The following is a 20,443-nucleotide window of genomic DNA, read 5'->3' as shown; positions in this document are numbered from 1 at the left end:
AGGTCGGCCTCCTCCTGCCGGGATGCCAACAAGCACACATTCAAGACACACCATGCCGGGACGCGGTGTGTCTGGTGCTGGCTTGTCGGCTCCGGTTCAATAGGCCTCGACATTCACCGCCAGCAGTTCCACCGCACTCGCCTCCCCCATCCCGTGGTGCCCCATTGCCGTGTGCAGCGGCACCACGCGCACGCGCAGCGTACCGTCGCTGCGCGGGCCGGACGTGCCTGACGAGGCCAGTTTCTCGCCCAGCGGCAGCGCATAGGTCAGCGCGCCGCAGTTGGCGTGGTGGCCGAACATGACGATGGTCGCCAGGTAAAACGGGCTGGTGGCGTCGATGTTTGATAAGTCGTCGGGGCCGTTGAGCACGACGACATACGGATCGTGCGCCATGCCGGCGAAGTTCAGCGTGATGTTTGCTACCAGCGTGACGCCGGATGCAGCGGCGGAGGCCAGCGTGGCTGCTGGCACCGCGACGGTGGCGCTGGCGGGCTGCTCGCCATGCACCTGCCGGGTTTGTACCGTGCCGGGGAAGACGCGCCGGCCAGCCGAGCGTGCGCGCGGCTGCGACGTGGTACGCGGGACCGAGTCCTCGCCGGAACCGGGCTCGTAGTCGTAGTTGAACGCGGCCACCGAGGCATAGTCGCCGGCCTCGGTCTTCGTGACCGGCGCGCCATTCTTGTCGACGAAAAACAGCATCGGTTCGCGCGCCCAGCGGTAGTAATCGGTCGCCTTTTCCTCGGGCGATTTCTGGTTGTCCGGCAGGTCGGTACGCAGTTCCACGCCTGCCGGCAGGGTAGGCAGGCCGAGGCGCTTCTGCTTGCGTTCCCACACGTCCCACAGGCGGTCCATGTTGGCGTGGTGCAGGAAGAAGACGGGGTCGACGGGCGAGAGCATGTCGGCCATGAAGCCCTGGCCCTCGACGAAGTTGCAGTCGCGCGAGCCGACGCAGCGGTGGACGGAGTTGTGCGGCTTCGCTTCCAGGATGCCGAAGCCGGCCGGCGTGCCGTGGTTCGAACTCTTCGGGCTGGCGAAGGTGGGAAAGTCGGGTGCGTCGAGCGCGGCGCGGATGGTGGCGATCGAAACCGAGTCGCCTGTGGCGGCATTCAATTGCGGACGTTCGCGCCGCAGTCCGCGCGCGCCCGGCTGCTCGTAGAACAGGCGGCCGGACGGATCGGTGATGATGTCGAACATCAGGTCCTGCTCGAAGCGCACGCCGCGCGCGAGCAGCTGGCCGTATTGGCTGCGGCGGGTGAAGGTGCCGCCCGGGGAGGTCCAGTAGCCGGAATTGGCAATCGCCGTGCGCAGGCGGTTGTCGAAGTCGGCTGCGGTCGGGATATAGGCCTCGTGATTGGGGTCCAGCACGTCGTAGAACATGCCATCGGGGATCTTCGGTTCGGCGGTCCAGTCCCAGTACGGCAGCGCGAAGCGCGGGTCGCCGGAGAGTTCGCGGCAGATCTGCTCGAACCAGCCGAGGTAGCCGCGGTGCCAGGGCAGGAACCACCAGTTGCCGTGCGGGCAGTCGAGCGTGTGGACGATGGCGTGGCGGTACCAGTTGCGCGGGTCCTCGGGCGGCAGCGCCAGCATGGCGCGCACGGCTTTCGCATAGCTCTTGAGCATGCGTTCGCCCGCCTTGGAAGCGGAGGCGTTATAGCGGCGGAAGGCACGGAAATAGGGTGTCGGAATGACCGGCTGCGCCGAGGGCAGGCCGAAGGGCAGCATGCTCGTGGCGAGCACCGCGCCGGTCTTGAACAGGGTTGCGCGACGTGACGGGCTGAAGGCAGTGTGTGGCTTCTTGCTCATGGGACGCTCCGTGGAGGACCGCCCGCCTGCGCCCGGGGTGGGCACGAACCGGCTGGGCTTGGAATCAGCCTAGCTCGTCCGTATGCGGGATAACTGGCGCACCGCAAAGGTGCGCGCCGGCGGAGGCGCCGGCCGTTCGCAGCCATTCCCGGTAAAAAAACACGCTGCGGCAAGGGTCTAGCGCCGCGCAAAGTGTGCCGTTATCGGTCGTGTCGCCCTGTATGCACGGGATGACACCGCGTGGGCTCAAGAGCCCACCCTACGATTTGAGCAAAGCATGCCGATGCCGCTCATGGCGCTTGAACACATACCGTGACACCGCGTGGAGTCAGGACTCCACCCTACGAAATCGAGGCGCTGGCCGTGAACTTATTTCACTGGGGGCTTGTAGTCCGGGAACATTTCCTTCAACAAGAAGGCTTGCAGTTCCTCGGTATCCTTGACGCGCGCGCTCATCGTCACGACCCGTCCCAGGCGGTGCGAGTCCCAGTCGAAGTCGCCGGTCTTTTCACGGCGGATCAGCTCGATCATCTTCTTGACCACGGCCGTTTCCAGATCGGACTCGCTGCCCTGCTCCACCGTCACCGAGGTCAGCCAGCGGCGCTTGAAGTTCGGGTTCCAGCCGCGGAACTTCAGGTCGAGGCTGTGGAAGGTCCGGTTCGATATCGAGAACACGCCGCCGGTTTCGTTCGCATCGTCGCGGCCGCGGTTGTTGATGGCGGCAATGTTCGCCAGCGCATTGCGGGTGCCGCGCGCGGCTTCGCTTTCCTCGGTACTGGTGCTGGGGTCGACCGCGCCGCGGGCCTGGCGGCGCCTGGCGATGTAGGCGGCCATGTCCATTTCTGGCGGAATTTCTTCGCGCTTGGCTTCGGGCTTGGGTTCCGGCGTCGGCTCCTTCGCCACCTCGACCGGCTTCTCGTCCGGCAAGGTGATGGTGTCCGGCAGGCGTTCCACGCGCGGGCGCGTTGGCTGCGTTTTCGGCGTCTTCTTCGAGGGTGTGGTGGTCGGCGTGGACGACTTTTGCGGCGGCGGCTTGCTCAGCGGCGCGACGTAGACGATTTCGCTGCCGCCGCTCGGCCGGGCTTTCTTCTCGGGGCGATCGGGCTGGTAAAAGTACAGCGCGACCAGCAGCAGGTGCAGCAGGATGGTGACGGCCAGGCCCGTGCGGCTGGCGCGGCGCTCGCCATACTGGAGCGCCGGGCGTGCGGACAGAGGCTGGCCGCAATGTGCGCAGACATCGCTGTCGTTGCTGCAGGTATGGAGATTGTCACGCAAGTTCAATAGCACTTTCCAGGTAGCCAAATAAGCGAAAGGCGGCCAATGCGGAGTCTACCCGGTTTGGGTCTTCCACGCACGGCCGCGTTCCGAAGCAATATTTCCTGGCTCAGCTTACAGGCAGGCTATCCTGATGGTTGTTACAACTTGTTTCAGCGGGCCTGGAGCGGGTGCTTGGCGGCCTCGTGGGCGGCATGCCCGGCATGCGCGCTTTCCGCGGCCGCCACGTCGTCGTCCGTCATCGGCCCGGTGCCGCTGTACTTGTCGAGGTAGAGGTAGATCACCGGCGTGATGTAGAGCGTGATGACCTGCGAGAAGATCAGGCCGCCCACCACGGCCAGGCCCAGCGGCTGGCGCAGTTCCGCGCCAGCGCCGATGCCCAGCGCGATCGGCAGTGCGCCCATCATCGCGGCCAGGGTCGTCATCAGGATCGGCCGGAAGCGCAGGATACAGGCCTCGCGGATCGCCTCGACCGGGGTCATGCCGGCATTCCTCTGCGCGTCGAGGGCGAAGTCGATCATCATGATGGCGTTCTTCTTGACGATACCGATGAGCATCAGGATGCCGATCATGGCAATCAGCGTCAGGTCCATGTCGAACAGCCACAGGGTCAGCAGCGCCCCGACCGCCGCCGACGGCAAGCCGGCAAGGATGGTCAGCGGGTGGATATAGCTTTCGTACAGGACGCCGAGCAGCACGTAGATGACGCCGATGGCCGTGATGATCAGGATCAGCTGGCTCGACTGCGTGTCCTGGAACACCGCGGCGTCGCCGCCATATTGCGTGATGATCGAGGCCGGCAGTTTCATGTCGCGCCCCATCTCGTCGATGGCGGCGGTGGCGTCGCCCAGCGGCACGCCCGGTGCCAGGTTGAACGCGAGCGTGATCGCCTGCAATTGTCCCTGGTGGTTGATGGCGATCGGGCCGACCGTGCGGCGCACGTTCGCAAAGCTCGACAGCTTGACCAGTTCGCCCGATTTCGAACGCACCGATACTTTCGACAGCGCATCGTCGTAATGACGGTCGGCCTCGGCCGCTTCGAGGATCACGTAGTAACTCGCCGCGCTCGAATAGATGGTCGAGACCTGGCGCTCGCCGAAGGTGGCATACAGCACGGTGCGCACGGCGGCCATGTCGACGCCGAGCAGCGCCGCCTTGTCGCGGTCGATGTCGAGGGTGGCCTGCAAGCCGCGGTTCTGCGAATCGCTGGTGACGTCGCGGAAGATCGGATTGGCGCGCATGCGCTCGAGGAACTGGTCGGCCCAGTTGCCGATCTCCCCGCCCGATACGCTCTGCAGCGAATACTGGTAGCGGCTCTTGCTCGGGCGTCCGCCCAGCTGCAGGTTCTGCACCGGTGCCATGTAGACTTGCACGCCGGCGATGTTGCGCGTGGCCTTGCGCAGTTCGTCGAGCACTTCCGGCATCGCCGGGCGCTGCTTGCGCGGCACGAGCACCAGGAACATGCGGCCGGTATTGCCGCCGCCGGTGAACGCGGTCACGCTCTGCACGTGCTTGTTGGCGCGGATGGCCTCGACGGTCTTGTCCTGCAAGGCCAGCAGCGCGGCCGACGAGGTGTCTTCCGAGGCTTCGACGGTCACCCGCAGCTGGCCCAGGTCTTCCTCAGGGAAAAAGCCTTTCGGCATGGTCGAGTACAGCAGCCCCGTCAGCACCAGGGTGCCGAGCGCCAGCATGAGCACCAGGAAGCGGTGGCGCAGCGCGCCGTCGAGGGTGCGGGCATAGGCGTTGCGCACGCGGGTGAACATGGCCTCGAAGCGGCGTCCGATCCACGACATCTCGTGCGGCTCGACGTGGCCGCCGTCCTTGATCAGGCGCGAGCACAGCATCGGCACGAGTGTCAGCGACACCGCGGCCGAGACCAGCACCGCCAGGCCGACGACCACGGCGAATTCGCGGAACAGCAGGCCGATCACGCCCGGCATGAAGAAGATCGGGATGAACACGGCGACCAGCGAGATCGAAATCGAGACGATGGTGAAACCCATCTCGCGCGAGCCGACCAGGGCCGCATGGAAGGGTTTCTTGCCCAGCTCCATGTGGCGCACGATGTTTTCCAGCACCACGATGGCATCGTCGACCACGAGGCCGACAGCCAGTGTAATGCCGAGCAGCGAGATATTGTCGAGGCTATAGCCGAAGGCATACAGCAGCGACAATGCACCCAGCAGCGAGATCGGCACGGTGACCGCCGGAATGAGCGTGGCGGTCAGGCGGTGCAGGAACAGGAAGATCACCAGGATGACCAGCACGACGGTGCCGGCGAGGGTGAGGTTGACGTCGTGGATCGCTTCGCGGATCGACACCGAGCGGTCGTTCACCAGGTGGATCTTGATCGAGGCCGGCAGCTGCGTTTCGAATTTCGGCAGCAGCGCGCGCACCGAGTCGACCACCTGCACGGTGTTCGCGTTCGGCTGGCGCTGCACCACCAGGACGATCGATCGCTCGCCGTTCAGGCTGGCCGCGGACTTGACCGACTGGTAGCTGTCTTCCACCTGCGCCACGTCCTGCAGGTGCACGGGCAGGCCGTCACGCGTGGCAACGATCAGTTTGGCGAAATCGGCCGCCTTCATCAGCTGGCCGCCGCCCTGGATGGTGAGCGTCTGGGCCGGACCGTCGAGCACGCCCAGCGGCGCGTTCGAGTTGGCCGCGCGCAGGGCCGCTGCCAGCTCATCCATCGAGATGTTGCGGGCGTTCATCATGTCGGAGCGGGCCCGCACGCGCACGGCAAAGCGCTTGCCGCCATTGACCGAGACCTGCGCGATGCCCGGCAGGGTCGAGATTGCCGGCGAGACCACGTTTTCGGCGTAGTCGTTCAGCTCCGACAGGTTCATCGACGGCGAGGTCATGTGCATGAACAGGATCGGCGAGTCGGCCGGGTTGACCTTGCGGTAGGACGGCAGGTCGGTCATTTCCAGCGGCAGCTGGCGCTGGGCGCCGAGCAGGGCCGCCTGGACGTCGACGGCAGCCTTGTCGACGTCGATCTCGGTGGCGAATTCCAGCGTCAGCGAGGTGCTGCCCTGGGTACTGGTGGACGTGATGAGCTTGATGCCGGCAATCGTCGAGAATTGCTTCTCCAGCGGCAGGGCCACCGATGACGCCATCGTCTCCGGGCTGGCGCCGGGCAGGTTGGCGCTGACGTTGATGACCGGGGTGTTATAGCTGGGAAGTGCCGCGACCGGGATGTGCATGTAGGCGAGGATGCCGACCAGCACCAGGCTGATCGACAGCAGCACCACCATGACCGGGCGGCGGATACACAGTTCGGACAAATTCATGCCGCTTTATCCTTTCGTGCCGCAGGCGCATCCTGCGCGCCGGGCTTGCCTTGTTGCCTGGCACCAGCCAATCGCACCTTGCCGCCCGGACGCAGGTTCTGCTTGCCTTCCGTGATCACCTGCTCGTTGCCGGCCAGGCCAGTGACCGCCGCGTTCAGGCCGAAGGCGTGCAGGCGCGTGATCGGCACCATGCGCGCCGTCCCATCGTGCTCGGCCACGTAGACGAAGGTGCCTTCCGCGTTGATGATGATCGCACTTTGTGGAATCACCACCGCATCCTTGATCGTGCGCACCGTGACGCGGGTGTTCACGTACTGGCCCGGCCACAGCAGGCCGTCGCCGTTGCCGAACTGGGCTTTCACGCGAATGGTGCCGCTGGTCGGGTCGACCGTGTTGTCGACAAAGCTCAGCTGGCCCGTCACCGGCTTGGCGTCCCCGCCGGTGCTGGCCTCGACCGGTACCGTGCCCTGCTTCTGGGCCGCCAGCAGCGAAGCCAGGTTTGACTCAGGCAGCGTGAAGGCGACGTCGATCGGGGCAAGCTGGGTCACCGTGGTGAGCGAGGTGGCGGGTTGCACCAGCGAACCCGGATAGACATTGATGGCACCGACCCGGCCCGCCATTGGCGCGCGGATGGCGGTGTAGCTGGCATTGACCTGGCTGGCCTGCACGGCGGCCGAATTCGCGGCCAGCGCGGCGCGCGCGGCGTCGACCTGGCTGTGCAGGGTGTCGACGGCGCTCTGGGCAATAAATTTCTGTGCAAACAGTTCTGGCTGCGCTTGTACTGGCGCTCGAGGTCGGCCAGGGTGGCGCGGCCGCGTGCCACTTCCGCCTGGGCCTGGGCCACGCTGGCGCGGTCGCTGCGGTCGTCGAGCGAGAACATCAATTGGCCGGCCTTCACGAACTGGCCTTCCTTGATGTGCACCTGGCGGATCGTGCTGGTCGTTTGCGGACGCAGGTCCACCGTGCGTTGCGGCGTGACGGTGCCATTCGAAGCGACGTCGACGCCGACGTCCTGGCGCTGCGGGGTCACCACGTTCACCGTGGTCGGCCCCGGGCGCCGCCGCGGCCTCCGCCCTTGCCGGTTTCCTCGTGGGCCTGGCCTGTCCCCTTCATGGTCCAGGCAGCGCCGGCTCCGGCGGCAACGACGATGGCGATCACAGCGAGCGTATTCTTTTTCATTCGATTCCCTTGCCGCGCGTCCCGGCGGCTTCCTCAATCATTAATCCAGCAAGACCGACATTATGACGCCTGCGTGTAAGGCGCCTACTTTCCCGGATAATACGCCGGTAGCATCAGCGTGACTTCCAGGCCGCCGTCCGGGGGGTTCGCCAGCGCGATGCTGCCGCCATGCTGTTCGGCGATGTTGCGGGCGATGGTCAGCCCGAGGCCGGTACCGCCCGATTCGCGCGAACGCGAGGTTTCCACCCTGTAGAACGGATCGAACACGCGGGTCAGCTCGGCCTGCGGAATGCCGGGCCCCTTGTCGCGCACGCGGATGCGCGCGGCGCCGTTCACGCGGTCGACCACGACCTGGGGCCTGCTGGCCATACTTGACGGCGTTGTCGATCAGGTTGCCGAGGCAACGCTGCAGGTCGAGCGGGCGGCCCAGCAGGGCCATGTTCGAACGGCCGGCCAGCGTGACGGGCAGGTTGGCATCGGCGGCATCGTCGCAGCTCGAGGCCAGCAGCGAGTCCAGGTCGAGCATCTGCATGCTCTCGGTCGCGTCCATGCTGCGTGCCAGGTCCAGGCCCTCGCGCACCATCGCCTGCATGGCCGAGAGGTCGCCGATAAGGCGTTCCTGCAGTTCGCGGTCGTCCACCTTTTCCAGGCGCAGGCGCATGCGCGTGAGCGGCGTCTGCAGGTCGTGGGTGATCGCCGCCAGCATTTGCGTGCGCTGGAAGATGTACTGGCGGATGCGCGCCTGCATCGCGTTGAAGGCGGCGCTGGCCTGGCGAATCTCGCTGGCACCGGTCAGGTCGAGCGGCGCGCGGTTGATGTCGTTGCCGAGGTCTTGCGCGGCCTGCGCCAGCTGTTTCAGGGGACGCGTCGTCATGCGCGCCACCAGGTAGGCCAGAAAAGCGGTGCTGACGAAAAACAGCGCGAGCACGGCGCGGTAGTCGGTATCGGCCGGAGCGAGCGCCCGCGGCGGCAGCACGGCCAAGTGCAGCTGCTCGCCATCGCGCAGGCGCACGTTGAGGTTTTCGCAGGCGCCGCGCCACTCCGCGCTGAGCAGGCCGTACAGGATGGGCATGCGCGGCGGATGCGCGCAGGCGTCGGGCGCGGCGGCCGCGGGGACGATCTGGTAGTCCTTGCCGAGCCGCTCGGACAGGGTCTTCGAAAAGCCCGTGGGCTGGGCTGCACTCGGATGCGGCGAACCGACCGCGAGCAGCAGCCCCGGACGGTTGGCGACGGCCAGGTAGGCGCGCCGCGTCGATGCCGGCACGATCTCGGTGGCCATGATCAGCTGCTCGGCGCGCTCGATCAGGGTCTGGTCGCGCTGGCGCTCGAGCACGCGCTGGCGCTCGACGTCGGCCAGCCACTGGGTCAGCGCGGCCGATACCAGGATCCCCAGCAGCAGGGTGGCGAAGACACGGCCCGTCATCGAGCCGATGAAAGCCCTCACGCGGCTGGCTCCACGGTCACCTGGCCGGCCAGCACGTAGCCGCCGTTGCGCACGGTCTTGATGATCTGCGGCATGCGCGCGTCCTCGCCCAGCTTCTGGCGCAGGCGGCTGATCTGGATGTCGATCGAGCGATCGAAGGGGTCGGCGTCGCGCCCCTGCGTGAGGTTCAGTAGCTGGTCGCGGTTCAGTACCCGGTTCGGGTGCTCGAGGAAAACGCGCAGCAGCCGGAACTCGGCGCCCGACAGCATGATCACGAGCCCGTCCGGGTTGACCAGGTGGCGTGCGGTGAGGTCGAGCGTCCAGTTCGAAAAACGCATCTGCTGCACGTTCTCGGCCGGCGCATTCGAAGGCATGGCATGCGAGCGGCGCAGTACGCTGCGGATGCGCGCCAGCAGTTCGCGCGGCTCGAAGGGTTTCGGCAGGTAGTCGTCGGCACCCATCTCCAGGCCGAGGATGCGGTCGAGCGGCTCGTTGCGGGCGGTCAGCATGATGACCGGCAGGCTCGAGCTGGCGCGCAGCTTGCGGCATAGCGTGAGGCCGTCGTCGCCTGGCAGGTTCAGGTCGAGCACGATCAGTTCGGGACGCGACTCGTCGAGGATTTTCCACATCGCAGTGCCGTCGCCGGCGGCCAGTGCGCGGTAGCCGTTCGACTCGAGGTAGTCGGCCAGCAGCTGGCGGATGTCGCGGTCGTCGTCGACGATGAGGATGGTAGAGGGATTGTCCATGAACGCAATTATCCCTGCTTCATCCGAGCCTGCACAGACCATTTGTATCGGTATGTATATGGATTCAGGAAGGAAACATATTGATACAAAGTACGTGGCAGGGGACACGCTGGGGTTACAGTTTTTAGAGAAGATAGGTCCTGTGCAGCGAGAGGTTCGGATGCACAAACTGATCCACTTACACATCCAAGGACATCACATGAACACCCTCCGCAAGAACATCTTCATCGCCCTGACCGCGCTTGGTATCGCCGGTACCGCCCTCGCGCAGACGGCAGCCGTGACGGCGACCGTGCCGGCGTCGGAAGGCCGCCATGGCCACGCCGTCAGCGCCGAGCAGCGCGCAGCGCACAAGGCCGAGCGCCAGGCGAAGCGGGTCGAACGCCGGGAGCAGCGCGTCGCCAGGCTGCGCGCCGAACTGAAGCTGACGCCGCAGCAGGAACCAGCCTTCTCCGCCTTCGTTGCCGCAGGCAAGCCGGCCCAGCGTGCCGACGCGCGCGTTGGAGGCGAGCGTGGCAAGCTTGCCGCCCTGCCGGCACCGCAGCGCCTGCAGCAGCACATCGAGCGCCAGAAGCAGCGTACCGCGCGCATGGAAGCACGCCTGGCTGCCCTGAACAACCTGTACGCCGTGCTGACGCCGGAACAGAAGCAGGTGCTCGATAGCAAAGCCACGCGCTTCGGCGGCCGTCACCATGGTCATCGTGGCCACGGCGGCCGTGGCGGCGAGCGCGGTGCGGCGCTGCAAAGCTGAACCGTTCAGCCGATGAGGAAAAGGGATGCCGCGGCATCCCTTTTTTTGCGCTGGCGGCCGGGCCGCCGATGTTTTCGCAGGGTGGGCTCTCGAGCCCACGCGGTGCGGTGTTTGCTTGACGAACAACTGGGCGACATCGCCATCGCGTGCGTGCCGCCATCGCGTTGCGAGCGGTCACGCGCCGTACCGCGTGGAGTCGGGACTCCACCCTACGGACGCCGCTATTCGAGCTTCTGCAGCGAGCCCAGGAACTTCTCCGTGCCCTGGTACCCGATCACGCGGCTGTCCGCGATCTCCTTGCCGTCGCGGCCAAAGAAAATGATCCCTGGAGGGCCGAACAGGCCAAAGCGCTTGAGCAACGCCTTGTCGTGGGCATCGTTGGCGGTGACGTCGACCTGCAGCAGCAGCGTGTTCGCCAGTTTCGCCTTGACCGCCGGGTCGACGAAGGTCAGTTTTTCCATCTCCTTGCACGACACGCACCAGTCGGCATAGAAGTCGAGCATCGCGGTCTTGCCGGGATTGGCGGCCAGGGCCGCGTCGAGGTCGGCGACGGTCTTCACGCGGCGGAACTCGAGACCCTGGTGCGCACCACCCGTCAGTGTGGCGAGCGGCGCCAGGACGTCGCGCGCGCCGCTGGCCAGCCCCACCACCTGCACGGCGCCCAGCAGCCCCAGCGCGACGCCGAAGGCCATCGCCAGCGGGTGGCCACGGCGGCTCAGCAGCCAGGCGCCGTAGCCCAGCAGCAAGCCCGCCCACAGCAGCATCTGCAGGGCGTTCGCCAGCACCGGCGCCACCAGCCACAATGCCATGCCCAGCATCAGCACGCCGAAGAAGCGTTTGACGTTTTCCATCCGGGGGCCTGCGCGCGGCAGCAGCCAGCCGGCCGAGACGCCGACCAGCAACAGCGGAATGCTCATCCCGACCGCCATCGAGAACAGCGCGGCGCCGCCGACGACCACGTCGCGCGTCTGGCTGATGTAGACCAGGGCACCGGCCAGCGGCGCGGCCACGCAGGGACCGACGATCAGGGCCGAGATCGCGCCCATGGCGAACACGCCGGCCAGTTTGCCCGGGCTCTGGCGGTTCGACGCGCCCGCGAGCTTCGTCTGCAGGGCAGCGGGCATCTGCAGTTCGTAGAAGCCGAACATTGACATGGCCATCGCCACGATCAGGAGCGCGAACGTGCCCAGCACCCATGGGTTCTGGAGCGAAGCCGACAGGCCTTCGCCGGCCAGGCCCGCGCCGACGCCGAGGGCGGTGTACACGACCGCCATGCCGAGCGAATAGGTGGCCGAAAGCAGGAAGCCGCGGGCGCGGTGCGCCTGGCCGCCCTGCCCGACGATGATCGACGACAGGATCGGCACCATCGGCAGCACGCAGGGCGTGAACGCCAGGCCCAGGCCCAGCAGGGCGAAGGCTGGAACGATCGCCAGCAGGCGCCCGCCCCGGAGGATGGCCCCGATGCCCGCCATTTCCGAAGGCGCGTTGGTACCGGAGGTGGATGCGGCGGCCGGGACGGCAAGCGGCGTCGCGGCAGACGCCGCCTTGCTTGCCGGCGCGGGTGTTCGCACCGTCGGCTCCGTGGGCGCTAACGCAGCCGCGCCGGGTTCAGTGCGGGCACTGGCGCCGGCGCCGGGGCCGGTATTTGCGCCGCTACTGGCCGCGGTATCGGGCCCGGTGCCGCCGCCCGCGCCGGACAACGGATGCGCGGGCGCGGCGGCCGGGCGCGTTTGCGGCGCGGTTTCCCCAACCGTCAGCTGGGCGCTCGCCTGCTGCGGCGGATAGCACAGGCCGGCGTCGGCACAGCCCTGGCTGGTGGCGTTCAGGGTGAACGGTCCCTTGCCTTCGACCGGGATGCGGATGGTGACGTTGCCGTGGTAAGTCTCGACGTCCTTGCCGAAGGTTTCGTCGAACTTGATCTTGCCGGGCGGGATGTCGGGCTCGCCCAGCCTGGCGCCGGTCGCGGTGAACTTGAAGCGTTCGCGGTACATGTAGTAGCCGTCCGCGACCGCATAGGTAACGACGGCGTCGTTGCCGTCCATGCGCGCCGAGAAGCGGAAAGCCATGGCCGGGTCGAGGAAGTCCTGGGCCGCGCGCGCGGGCAGCGGCAGGCTGGCGAACAGGATCAGCAGCGACAGGATGGCAAGCAGGCAAGCCTGCGCGCGGGACAGGAGACGGGACATGACTTCTTTCGCTTATTTCTTCGGATGATGACGGCGCAGCGGAATGGTACACCGGCTTCGTACCGCTGGGTGACAGGTGGCCGATCACGGCTGCCACAGGCGAAAAAAAACCAGGCGCGAGGCCTGGTTTTTCTTGTCGAACGGAGCAATTACTCGGCGGTCGGTGCTTCTTCAGCCGAGGTGACTTCCGGACGGTCCAGCAGCTCGATGTAGGCCATCGGCGCATTGTCGCCCACGCGGAAACCCATTTTCAGGATGCGCAGGTAGCCGCCATTGCGGTTGGCGTAACGTGGGCCCAGTTCGGCGAACAGCTTCTGCACCATTTCGCGGTCGCGCAGGCGAGCGAAGGCCAGGCGCTTGTTTGCCAGGGTGTCGGTCTTGCCCAGGGTCAGGATCGGCTCGATGACGCGACGCAGTTCCTTCGCTTTCGGCACGGTGGTCTTGATGGCTTCATGACGCAGCAGCGAGACGGTCATGTTGCGCAGCATGGCGAGGCGGTGGGACGAGGTACGGTTCAGCTTACGGAGGCCGTGACGGTGACGCATGGTACTTCCTTTCGAGTGTTTAATTTCCAGTTCTTCGATCGTTCATGCCAAGGCATGACCGCGGACCGGTTCATAAGGGTTAAAACTGCCCGGACAACATTGTTCGGGCAGGTGGTGCAATTACTTTTCCAAACCGGCTGGTGGCCAGTTCTCGAGTTTCATGCCCAGGGTCAAGCCGCGCGAAGCAAGGACTTCCTTGATTTCGTTGAGCGACTTGCGGCCCAGGTTCGGCGTCTTGAGCAGTTCGTTTTCCGAACGCTGGATCAGGTCGCCGATGTAGTAGATGTTTTCCGCTTTCAGGCAGTTTGCCGAGCGGACGGTCAGTTCCAGGTCGTCGACCGGACGCAGCAGGATCGGATCGACCAGCGGAGCACGCGATGGTGCTTCGGCGGCGGCTTCCGTGCCTTCCAGGGCAGCGAACACGTTGAGCTGGTCAACCAGCACGCGGGCCGACTGGCGAATCGCCTCTTCCGGGGTGATGACGCCGTTGGTCTCGATGTTGATGATCAGCTTGTCGAGGTCGGTACGCTGTTCGACACGGGCCGATTCCACGGCGTACGACACGCGGCGCACCGGCGAGAACGAAGCGTCCAGGATGATGCGGCCGATGGTCTTGTTGGTGTCTTCCGACAGGCGGCGCACGTTACCAGGAACGTAGCCACGGCCCTTCTCGACCTTGATCTGCATGTCCAGCTTGCCACCGGCGGTCAGGTGAGCGATCACGTGATCCGGGTTGATCAGTTCGACGTCATGCGGCAGGTCGATGTCCGATGCCAGGACGGCGCCTTCGCCTTCCTTCTTCAGGGTCAGGGTGACGGAGTCACGGTTGTGCACCTTGAACACGACGCCCTTCAGGTTCAGCAGCAGGTCGACAACGTCTTCCTGCACGCCGTCCAGCGACGAGTACTCGTGCACGACACCGGCGATGGTCACTTCGGTCGGCGCGTAGCCGATCATCGACGACAGCAGGACACGGCGCAGGGCGTTGCCCAGGGTGTGGCCGTAACCGCGCTCGAATGGCTCCATCACGACTTTGGCGTGACCGGCACCGAGGGCTTCGACGTCGATGATACGTGGCTTCAACAAACTATTTTGCATGAAATGTCCTTTTCAATACCCTCGGCTCGTTACACCGATAAGGCTGATGGCATGTGGTGAATTCTTGGGTGAATCTGGCGTAGCAGCGAAAACGCAAAGAAGGCACGCCCCCTCGGATACCGAGCAGGCGCGCCTCTTCAAAAACGATTAACGCGAGTACAGTTCGACGATCAGTGCTTCGTTGACGTCGGCGGCGATCTCGTTACGCTCTGGGAACGAACGGAAGGTGCCTTCCATCTTCTTGCTGTCGACCGAGACCCAGCTCGGCATGCCGACTTGTTCAGCCAGCGACAGCGCTTCGACGATACGCACTTGCTTCTTCGCCTTTTCGCGCACGGCGATGACGTCGCCGGTCTTGACAGCGTACGAAGCGATGTTCACGACGTTACCGTTGACGGTGAAGGCCTTGTGGCTCACCAGCTGACGCGCTTCAGCGCGGGTCGAGCCGAAGCCCATGCGGTAAGCGACGTTGTCCAGGCGCGATTCCAGCAGCTTCAGCAGCGTTTCGCCGGTGTTGCCCTTGCGGCGCGATGCTTCAGCGAAGTAGCGGCGGAACTGGCGCTCGAGGATGCCGTACATACGCTTGACCTTCTGCTTTTCGCGCAGCTGGTTGCCGTAGTCGGAGGTGCGGGCACCCGATTTCACGCCGTGCTGGCCTGGCTTGACGTCCAGCTTGCACTTCGAATCGAGCGAGCGACGTGCGCTCTTGAGGAACAGGTCAGTGCCTTCACGGCGCGACAGTTTTGCTTTTGGTCCGATATAACGTGCCACGTTGAATCCTTTAATGTATTAATCACGCCCCAGAGGCATCGTTGCCGATGCGGCAGGCGCTAGTCCGACCCGTAGATGAGCGGACGTGGCTGAAAAAAGATGCCCGAGGGAGCGCTTGACAAAACTTTCAGGGCAAGGCGCGTCGTCGAAGGCAGTACGCCTGTACGGCGAGACGATGCAACGCAGCCATGAGAGTTTTGTCAGGCGCTGGGCCCAAGGCGACAACAGCCGGGCAGTATACCCGAATTCGGGATACTGCACCGGCTTTTGATACTGCTAATCGCTTGCGCGATGTATCGAAACAACTGGGCAGCGAAGCCGCCCGGCGGTTCTTAGATACGACGACGCTTTGGAGGACGGCAGCCGTTGTGCGGAACTGGCGTCACGTCCTGGATCTCGGTGATCTTGATGCCCAGGTTGTTCAGCGCGCGCACAGCCGATTCACGGCCTGGGCCTGGGCCCTTGATACGCACTTCCAGATTCTTCACGCCGCTTTCCTGCGCGACCTTGCCGGCTGCTTCAGCAGCGACCTGTGCCGCGAACGGGGTCGATTTACGCGAGCCCTTGAAGCCAGCGCCACCCGACGTCGCCCACGACAGGGCGTTGCCCTGGCGATCGGTGATCGTGATGATGGTGTTGTTGAACGAAGCGTGGACGTGGGCAATGCCCTCAGCCACGTTCTTCTTCACTTTTTTACGAACGCGTGCTGCTGCTGCGCTGCTTTGTTGCTTAGCCATGGTCGGTTCCTAGATTATTTCTTCAGCGATTGAGCGGCTTTACGCGGACCTTTGCGGGTACGTGCATTGGTACGGGTACGCTGGCCGCGCACTGGCAGGCCCTTACGGTGACGCATGCCGCGGTAGCAGCCCAGATCCATCAGACGCTTGATGTTCATGGACAGTTCGCGGCGCAGGTCGCCTTCCACGACAAACTTCGCAACTTCGTCGCGCAGCTTCTCGAGTTCGTTATCGTCGAGATCCTTGACCTTCTTGTTGGTCGCGATACCAGTCGAATCGCAGATCTTCTGCGAGCGTGGACGGCCAATACCATAGATCGCCGTCAGGCCGATAACAGTGTGCTGATGATTTGGGATGTTAACCCCTGCAATACGTGCCATTCGTTATTCCTCTTAACCTTGACGCTGCTTGTGACGCGGCTCGACGCAGATCACGCGGACCACGCCCTTGCGCTTGATGATCTTGCAGTTGCGGCAGATCCGCTTGACTGAAGCATTAACTTTCATGTTGTACTCCTGGTGAGTTTACTTAATGTTTTTTACTTGGTCCGGAATACGATGCGTGCCCGGGACAGGTCGTACGGGGTCAGTTCCACCGTTACCTTGTCGCCCGGGAGAATGCGGATATAGTTCATCCGCATTTTACCCGAGATATGCCCCAGGACCACATGCCCGTTTTCCAGCTTTACGCGAAATGTCGCATTTGGGAGATTCTCGAGAATCTCACCTTGCATTTGGATGACGTCGTCTTTTGCCATTCGGTATCTGCACTCCCCGCTTATCGCGTCGGAATCCCGCCCTTGAAGTTAGCCTTGCGCAGCAGCGATTCGTATTGCTGCGACATGACGTAGTTCTGCACTTGTGCCATGAAGTCCATCGTGACTACCACGATGATCAGGAGCGAGGTGCCGCCGAAGTAGAAAGGAACTTTCCAGATCGACTGCAGGAACTCCGGCACCAGGCACACGGCCGTGATGTACACGGCGCCAGCCAGGGTCAGGCGCATCAGGATCTTGTCGATGTAGCGTGCGGTCTGCTCGCCCGGACGGATGCCCGGTACAAACGCGCCGCTTTTCTTCAAGTTGTCCGCCGTTTCCTTGCTGTTGAATACCAGCGCGGTGTAGAAGAAGCAGAAAAACACGATCGCCACCGCATACAGCAACGCGTGGATCGGCTCACCGGTACCCATGGATGCGGCCAGGTCTTTCAAGAACCCGATGAACGGGCCATTGGCGTCCTTGCCGCGGGTGTACCAGTCAACGATCGTCGCCGGGAACAGGATGATCGAGGAAGCGAAGATCGGCGGAATCACGCCGGCCATGTTCAGCTTCAGAGGCAGGTGGCTGGTTTGGCCACCGTACACCTTGTTGCCGACCTGGCGCTTGGCGTAATTCACGAGGATCTTGCGCTGTCCGCGTTCAACGTACACGACGATAAACGTCACTACAGCCACCAGGATGACGATGAAGATCGCGGCAAAATTACCGATCGAACCGTTCTGCACCAGGGTGAACAGGCTACCCAGTGCCGATGGCAGACCGGCAGCGATACCGGCGAAAATAATGATCGAGATGCCGTTGCCGAGGCCACGTTCGGTGATCTGCTCGCCCAGCCACATGAGGAACATGGTGCCGGTCAGCAGCGTCACGACGGTGACGAAGCGGAAAGCCAGGCCCGGATCGATCACGAGTTTCGGTTGAGCCTCGAGCGCGACGGCGATGCCGAACGCCTGGAACAGAGCCAGTGCCACCGTGAAGTAGCGGGTGTACTGGGTGATCTTGCGGCGTCCTGCTTCGCCTTCCTTCTTCAGCGCTTCCAGCTGCGGCGAGACGATCGACGCCAGCTGCATGATGATCGAAGCCGAAATATAGGGCATGATCCCGAGTGCGAACACGGTAAAGCGGGACAACGCGCCACCCGAGAACATGTTGAACATGCCCAGGATGCCGCCTTCGTTCTGCTTGAACAGCGCCGCCAGCTCGTTCGGGTCGATCCCGGGGACCGGGATGTGAGCACCGATACGGTACACGACCAATGCGCCAAGCAAAAACCACAAGCGACTCCAGGGGAAGCCGGCAGCGGCGCTTTTACCAAGTTGTGAATTAGTCGCCAATTTTTGCTCCGATCAGGCAGCGGTCGCTTTAGGCGACCGAACCGCCAGCTGCTTCGATGGCCGCTTTCGCGCCCGCGGTCGCCTTCAGGCCCTTGAGGTTCACCGCACGGGTGATCTCGCCCGACAGGATGACGCGCACGTCGCGTGCCACCACTGGCAGGATGCCTGCTTGCTTGAGCACCAGAATGTCGATGTCGCCGACCGCCAGGGCGTTCAGGTCCGACAGACGGACTTCAGCCTTGAAGGTTGCGTTGAGCGACTTGAAGCCGCGCTTCGGCAGACGGCGCTGCAGAGGCATCTGACCGCCTTCGAAGCCGACCTTGTGGAAGCCGCCCGAACGCGACTTCTGACCCTTGTGACCGCGACCAGCGGTCTTGCCCAGGCCGGAGCCGATACCGCGGCCGACGCGGCGCTTGTAGTGCTTGGCGCCGTCAGCTGGTTGAATGGTATTGAGTTCCATTGTTTTCTCCGTTCGTAAGCCGAGGCTTACGATACAACTTTAACGAGGTACGCGACTTTGTTGATCATGCCACGCACGGATGGGGTGTCCTGCAGCTCGGAGACCGAGTTGACACGACGCAGACCCAGGCCGCGCACGGTGGCACGGTGATCCTGACGGGTACCGATCAGGCCCTTGACGAGCTTGACTTTGACAGTGTTTGCCATGTTTGTTCCCCTTAACCCAGGATGTCTTCGACCGACTTGCCGCGCTTGGCTGCGATGTCGGAAGCAGTGCTCATTTTCGACAGGCCGTCGAGCGTGGCGCGAACCAGGTTGTACGGGTTCGACGAACCGGTCGACTTGGCGACCACGTCGGTCACGCCCATCACCTCGAAGATAGCGCGCATTGCGCCACCAGCGATCACGCCAGTACCTGGCTTGGCCGGCGACATCATGACGCGCGAGGCGCCGTGACGACCGGTAACGGTGTGGTGCAGCGTACCGTTCTTGAGGGGCACCTTGATCAGGTTGCGGCGGGCTTCTTCCATCGCTTTTTGCACGCCGACTGGAACTTCCTTCGACTTGCCTTTACCCATGCCGATGCGGCCATCGCCGTCACCGACAACGGTCAGCGCTGCAAAACCCATGATACGACCACCCTTGACCACTTTGGTCACGCGGTTGATCGCGATCATTTTTTCGCGCATGCCATCATCCGGCTTGTCGCTTGCCATTTTCGCTTGCATTTTTGCCATGACGATTCTTCCTTAGAACTTCAGACCGGCTTCACGCGCGGCTTCTGCCAGCGCCTTCACACGGCCGTGGTAACGGAAACCCGAACGGTCGAAAGCGACTTCGGTGATTCCTGCCTTCAGTGCTTTTTCTGCGACGCGCTTGCCAACCAGGGCAGCGGCGGCAGCGTTGCCGCCCTTGCCGCTTTGACCGGCCAGTTCGGCGCGCACTTCTGCTTCCAGCGTCGAAGCCGAAACCAGGACCTTCGCATCCGGGCTGATCAGGTTCGCATAGATGTGCAGGTTGGTACGGTGCACCGACAGGCGGTTCACGCCCAACTGCGCGATCTTGATGCGGGTTTGGCGTCCGCGACGCAGACGCGATTCTTTCTTGTCCATCGTCAGCTCCGATTATTTCTTCTTGGTTTCTTTAAGCTTCACCACCTCGTCCGAATAACGGACGCCCTTGCCTTTGTAAGGCTCAGGGGAGCGGTAAGCGCGCACTTCGGCGGCAACCTGACCAACCTTTTGACGATCGATACCCTTGATCAGGATTTCGGTCGGGGTCGGGGTTGCTGCGGTGATGCCTTCTGGCATCGCGTGCAGCACCGGGTGCGAGAAGCCCAGCGACAGGTTCAGGGCATTGCCCTGCACTGCCGCCTTGTAGCCCACGCCGACCAGGTTCAGCTTCTTCTCGAAGCCCTTGGTGACGCCGACAACCATGTTGTTGACCAGGGCGCGCAGGGTACCCGACATGGCGTTCGATTCACGCGAATCGTCCACCACGTCGAACGTCAGCGTGCCGTTGTTGTTTTCAACCTTGACCATGCCGTTCAACGGCTGGACCAGGGTGCCCAATGGGCCTTTGACCGTGATCGCTGCTGCAGTGATCGCCACTTCGGCGCCCGCTGGAACTGCGATTGGCATCTTAGCTACTCGAGACATCGTCTACTCCTTAAGCCACGTAGCAGATAACTTCGCCGCCGACGCCGGAGGCGCGGGCTTTGCGGTCAGTCATCACGCCTTGCGGGGTCGACACAATGGCAACGCCCAGGCCGTTCATGACGGTTGGGATCTCATCTTTGCCTTTGTAGACACGCAGGCCAGGACGGGACACGCGCTCGATGCGCTCGATAACCGGACGGCCGGTGTAATACTTCAAACCGATTTTCAGTTCCGACTTGCCACCTTCGGTGGACACGGCGAAATCCTCAATGTAACCCTCGTCCTTCAGGACGTTGGCAATGGCAACCTTGACTTTGGACGACGGCATTGCGACCGTGGTTTTCTGAACAGTTTGTGCGTTGCGAATGCGGGTCAGCATATCGGCGATAGGATCGCTCATACTCATTGCT

23 protein-coding genes and 1 pseudogene are annotated in these 20,443 nt (G+C 63.8%); 1 reads left to right on the top strand and 23 read right to left on the bottom strand.

All coding sequences use genetic code 11. From position 1 onward, the window contains the following. Positions 1-96 precede the first annotated feature (96 nt). The 8 genes and pseudogenes from G4G28_RS02495 to G4G28_RS02470 all read right to left on the bottom strand — a co-directional run bounded on the left by G4G28_RS02495 (position 97) and on the right by G4G28_RS02470 (position 9,719). Positions 97-1,803, bottom strand: a complete 1,707-nt coding sequence (locus G4G28_RS02495) for a tyrosinase family protein (RefSeq protein WP_182990720.1) — start codon at positions 1,801-1,803, stop codon at positions 97-99. Between the two features lie 369 nt (positions 1,804-2,172). After that, complete coding sequence (locus G4G28_RS02490; RefSeq protein WP_182990719.1) at positions 2,173-3,078, bottom strand: hypothetical protein; 906 nt, start codon at positions 3,076-3,078, stop codon at positions 2,173-2,175. Positions 3,079-3,230: 152 nt separating this feature from the next. After that, complete coding sequence (locus tag G4G28_RS02485; protein WP_182990718.1) at positions 3,231-6,371, bottom strand: efflux RND transporter permease subunit; 3,141 nt, start codon at positions 6,369-6,371, stop codon at positions 3,231-3,233. Continuing rightward, the gene (locus G4G28_RS25125; RefSeq protein WP_229508052.1) at positions 6,368-7,093 is read right to left on the bottom strand and encodes an efflux RND transporter periplasmic adaptor subunit; all 726 of its coding nucleotides are present in this window, start codon (positions 7,091-7,093) and stop codon (positions 6,368-6,370) included. Before G4G28_RS25125 ends, G4G28_RS02485 begins: the two co-directional genes overlap by 4 nt. 313 nt (positions 7,094-7,406) lie before the next feature. Further along, positions 7,407-7,550, bottom strand: a complete 144-nt coding sequence (locus G4G28_RS25115) for a hypothetical protein (RefSeq protein ID WP_229507859.1) — start codon at positions 7,548-7,550, stop codon at positions 7,407-7,409. A gap of 84 nt (positions 7,551-7,634) precedes the next feature. Next, positions 7,635-7,919 carry an ATP-binding protein gene (locus tag G4G28_RS27865; protein WP_308602380.1) on the bottom strand — a complete coding sequence of 95 codons (285 nt, stop codon included), beginning with the start codon at positions 7,917-7,919 and terminating at the stop codon, positions 7,635-7,637. 241 nt (positions 7,920-8,160) lie between these two features. After that, positions 8,161-8,424 (bottom strand): annotated as a pseudogene (locus G4G28_RS28795) (HAMP domain-containing protein); the annotation flags it as partial. Positions 8,425-8,990: 566 nt separating this feature from the next. Beyond that, a complete protein-coding gene (locus G4G28_RS02470) occupies positions 8,991-9,719 on the bottom strand; it encodes a response regulator (RefSeq protein ID WP_182990716.1) in 729 nt (242 codons plus the stop codon). Between the two features lie 199 nt (positions 9,720-9,918). Here G4G28_RS02470 and G4G28_RS02465 point away from each other — a divergent pair, with 199 nt between their 5' ends. Continuing rightward, positions 9,919-10,470, top strand: a complete 552-nt coding sequence (locus G4G28_RS02465) for a Spy/CpxP family protein refolding chaperone (RefSeq protein ID WP_182990715.1) — start codon at positions 9,919-9,921, stop codon at positions 10,468-10,470. Positions 10,471-10,691: 221 nt separating this feature from the next. Here G4G28_RS02465 and dsbD read toward each other — a convergent pair whose 3' ends face one another. From dsbD to rpsH, 15 genes are all read right to left on the bottom strand, one after another. Further along, positions 10,692-12,653: a protein-disulfide reductase DsbD gene (gene dsbD, locus G4G28_RS02460; protein ID WP_183107991.1), complete on the bottom strand. Its 1,962-nt coding sequence runs from the start codon at positions 12,651-12,653 to the stop codon at positions 10,692-10,694. A 149-nt stretch (positions 12,654-12,802) separates the two neighbouring features. Continuing rightward, complete coding sequence (gene rplQ, locus G4G28_RS02455) at positions 12,803-13,198, bottom strand: 50S ribosomal protein L17 (protein WP_182990714.1); 396 nt, start codon at positions 13,196-13,198, stop codon at positions 12,803-12,805. Between the two features lie 120 nt (positions 13,199-13,318). After that, positions 13,319-14,296 carry a DNA-directed RNA polymerase subunit alpha gene (locus tag G4G28_RS02450; protein WP_026354946.1) on the bottom strand — a complete coding sequence of 326 codons (978 nt, stop codon included), beginning with the start codon at positions 14,294-14,296 and terminating at the stop codon, positions 13,319-13,321. Between the two features lie 147 nt (positions 14,297-14,443). Then, positions 14,444-15,067, bottom strand: a complete 624-nt coding sequence (gene rpsD / locus G4G28_RS02445) for a 30S ribosomal protein S4 (protein ID WP_182990713.1) — start codon at positions 15,065-15,067, stop codon at positions 14,444-14,446. A 332-nt stretch (positions 15,068-15,399) separates the two neighbouring features. Further along, positions 15,400-15,804 (bottom strand): 30S ribosomal protein S11, encoded by a 405-nt coding sequence (gene rpsK, locus G4G28_RS02440; RefSeq protein WP_005663404.1) that lies wholly within the window; start codon positions 15,802-15,804, stop codon positions 15,400-15,402. A gap of 14 nt (positions 15,805-15,818) precedes the next feature. Then, positions 15,819-16,184 (bottom strand): 30S ribosomal protein S13, encoded by a 366-nt coding sequence (gene rpsM, locus G4G28_RS02435; protein WP_027867244.1) that lies wholly within the window; start codon positions 16,182-16,184, stop codon positions 15,819-15,821. 12 nt (positions 16,185-16,196) lie between these two features. Continuing rightward, positions 16,197-16,310: a 50S ribosomal protein L36 gene (gene rpmJ, locus G4G28_RS02430; RefSeq protein ID WP_005663407.1), complete on the bottom strand. Its 114-nt coding sequence runs from the start codon at positions 16,308-16,310 to the stop codon at positions 16,197-16,199. A gap of 32 nt (positions 16,311-16,342) precedes the next feature. Further along, on the bottom strand, positions 16,343-16,561 hold the full coding sequence (gene infA, locus G4G28_RS02425) for a translation initiation factor IF-1 (protein ID WP_005663428.1): 219 nt from the start codon (positions 16,559-16,561) through the stop codon (positions 16,343-16,345). A gap of 20 nt (positions 16,562-16,581) precedes the next feature. Beyond that, positions 16,582-17,916: a preprotein translocase subunit SecY gene (gene secY / locus G4G28_RS02420; RefSeq protein ID WP_182990712.1), complete on the bottom strand. Its 1,335-nt coding sequence runs from the start codon at positions 17,914-17,916 to the stop codon at positions 16,582-16,584. Positions 17,917-17,944: 28 nt separating this feature from the next. Beyond that, entirely contained in the window at positions 17,945-18,376 is a 432-nt protein-coding gene (gene rplO / locus G4G28_RS02415) for a 50S ribosomal protein L15 (RefSeq protein WP_182990711.1), read from the bottom strand. Positions 18,377-18,402: 26 nt separating this feature from the next. Then, on the bottom strand, positions 18,403-18,582 hold the full coding sequence (rpmD, locus tag G4G28_RS02410) for a 50S ribosomal protein L30 (protein WP_036246278.1): 180 nt from the start codon (positions 18,580-18,582) through the stop codon (positions 18,403-18,405). Between the two features lie 11 nt (positions 18,583-18,593). Continuing rightward, a complete protein-coding gene (gene rpsE / locus G4G28_RS02405) occupies positions 18,594-19,112 on the bottom strand; it encodes a 30S ribosomal protein S5 (protein WP_036208946.1) in 519 nt (172 codons plus the stop codon). Between the two features lie 12 nt (positions 19,113-19,124). Beyond that, entirely contained in the window at positions 19,125-19,487 is a 363-nt protein-coding gene (gene rplR / locus G4G28_RS02400) for a 50S ribosomal protein L18 (protein WP_119811786.1), read from the bottom strand. A gap of 12 nt (positions 19,488-19,499) precedes the next feature. Further along, on the bottom strand, positions 19,500-20,033 hold the full coding sequence (gene rplF, locus G4G28_RS02395) for a 50S ribosomal protein L6 (protein WP_182990710.1): 534 nt from the start codon (positions 20,031-20,033) through the stop codon (positions 19,500-19,502). Positions 20,034-20,043: 10 nt separating this feature from the next. Then, entirely contained in the window at positions 20,044-20,439 is a 396-nt protein-coding gene (rpsH, locus tag G4G28_RS02390; RefSeq protein WP_182990709.1) for a 30S ribosomal protein S8, read from the bottom strand. Positions 20,440-20,443 lie beyond the last annotated feature (4 nt).

The organism is Massilia sp. Dwa41.01b, assembly GCF_014171775.1.
Classification (GTDB): domain Bacteria; phylum Pseudomonadota; class Gammaproteobacteria; order Burkholderiales; family Burkholderiaceae_D; genus Telluria.
Note: the sequence above shows the minus strand (reverse complement) of the source record. Positions and strands in the feature narration are given on the sequence as shown.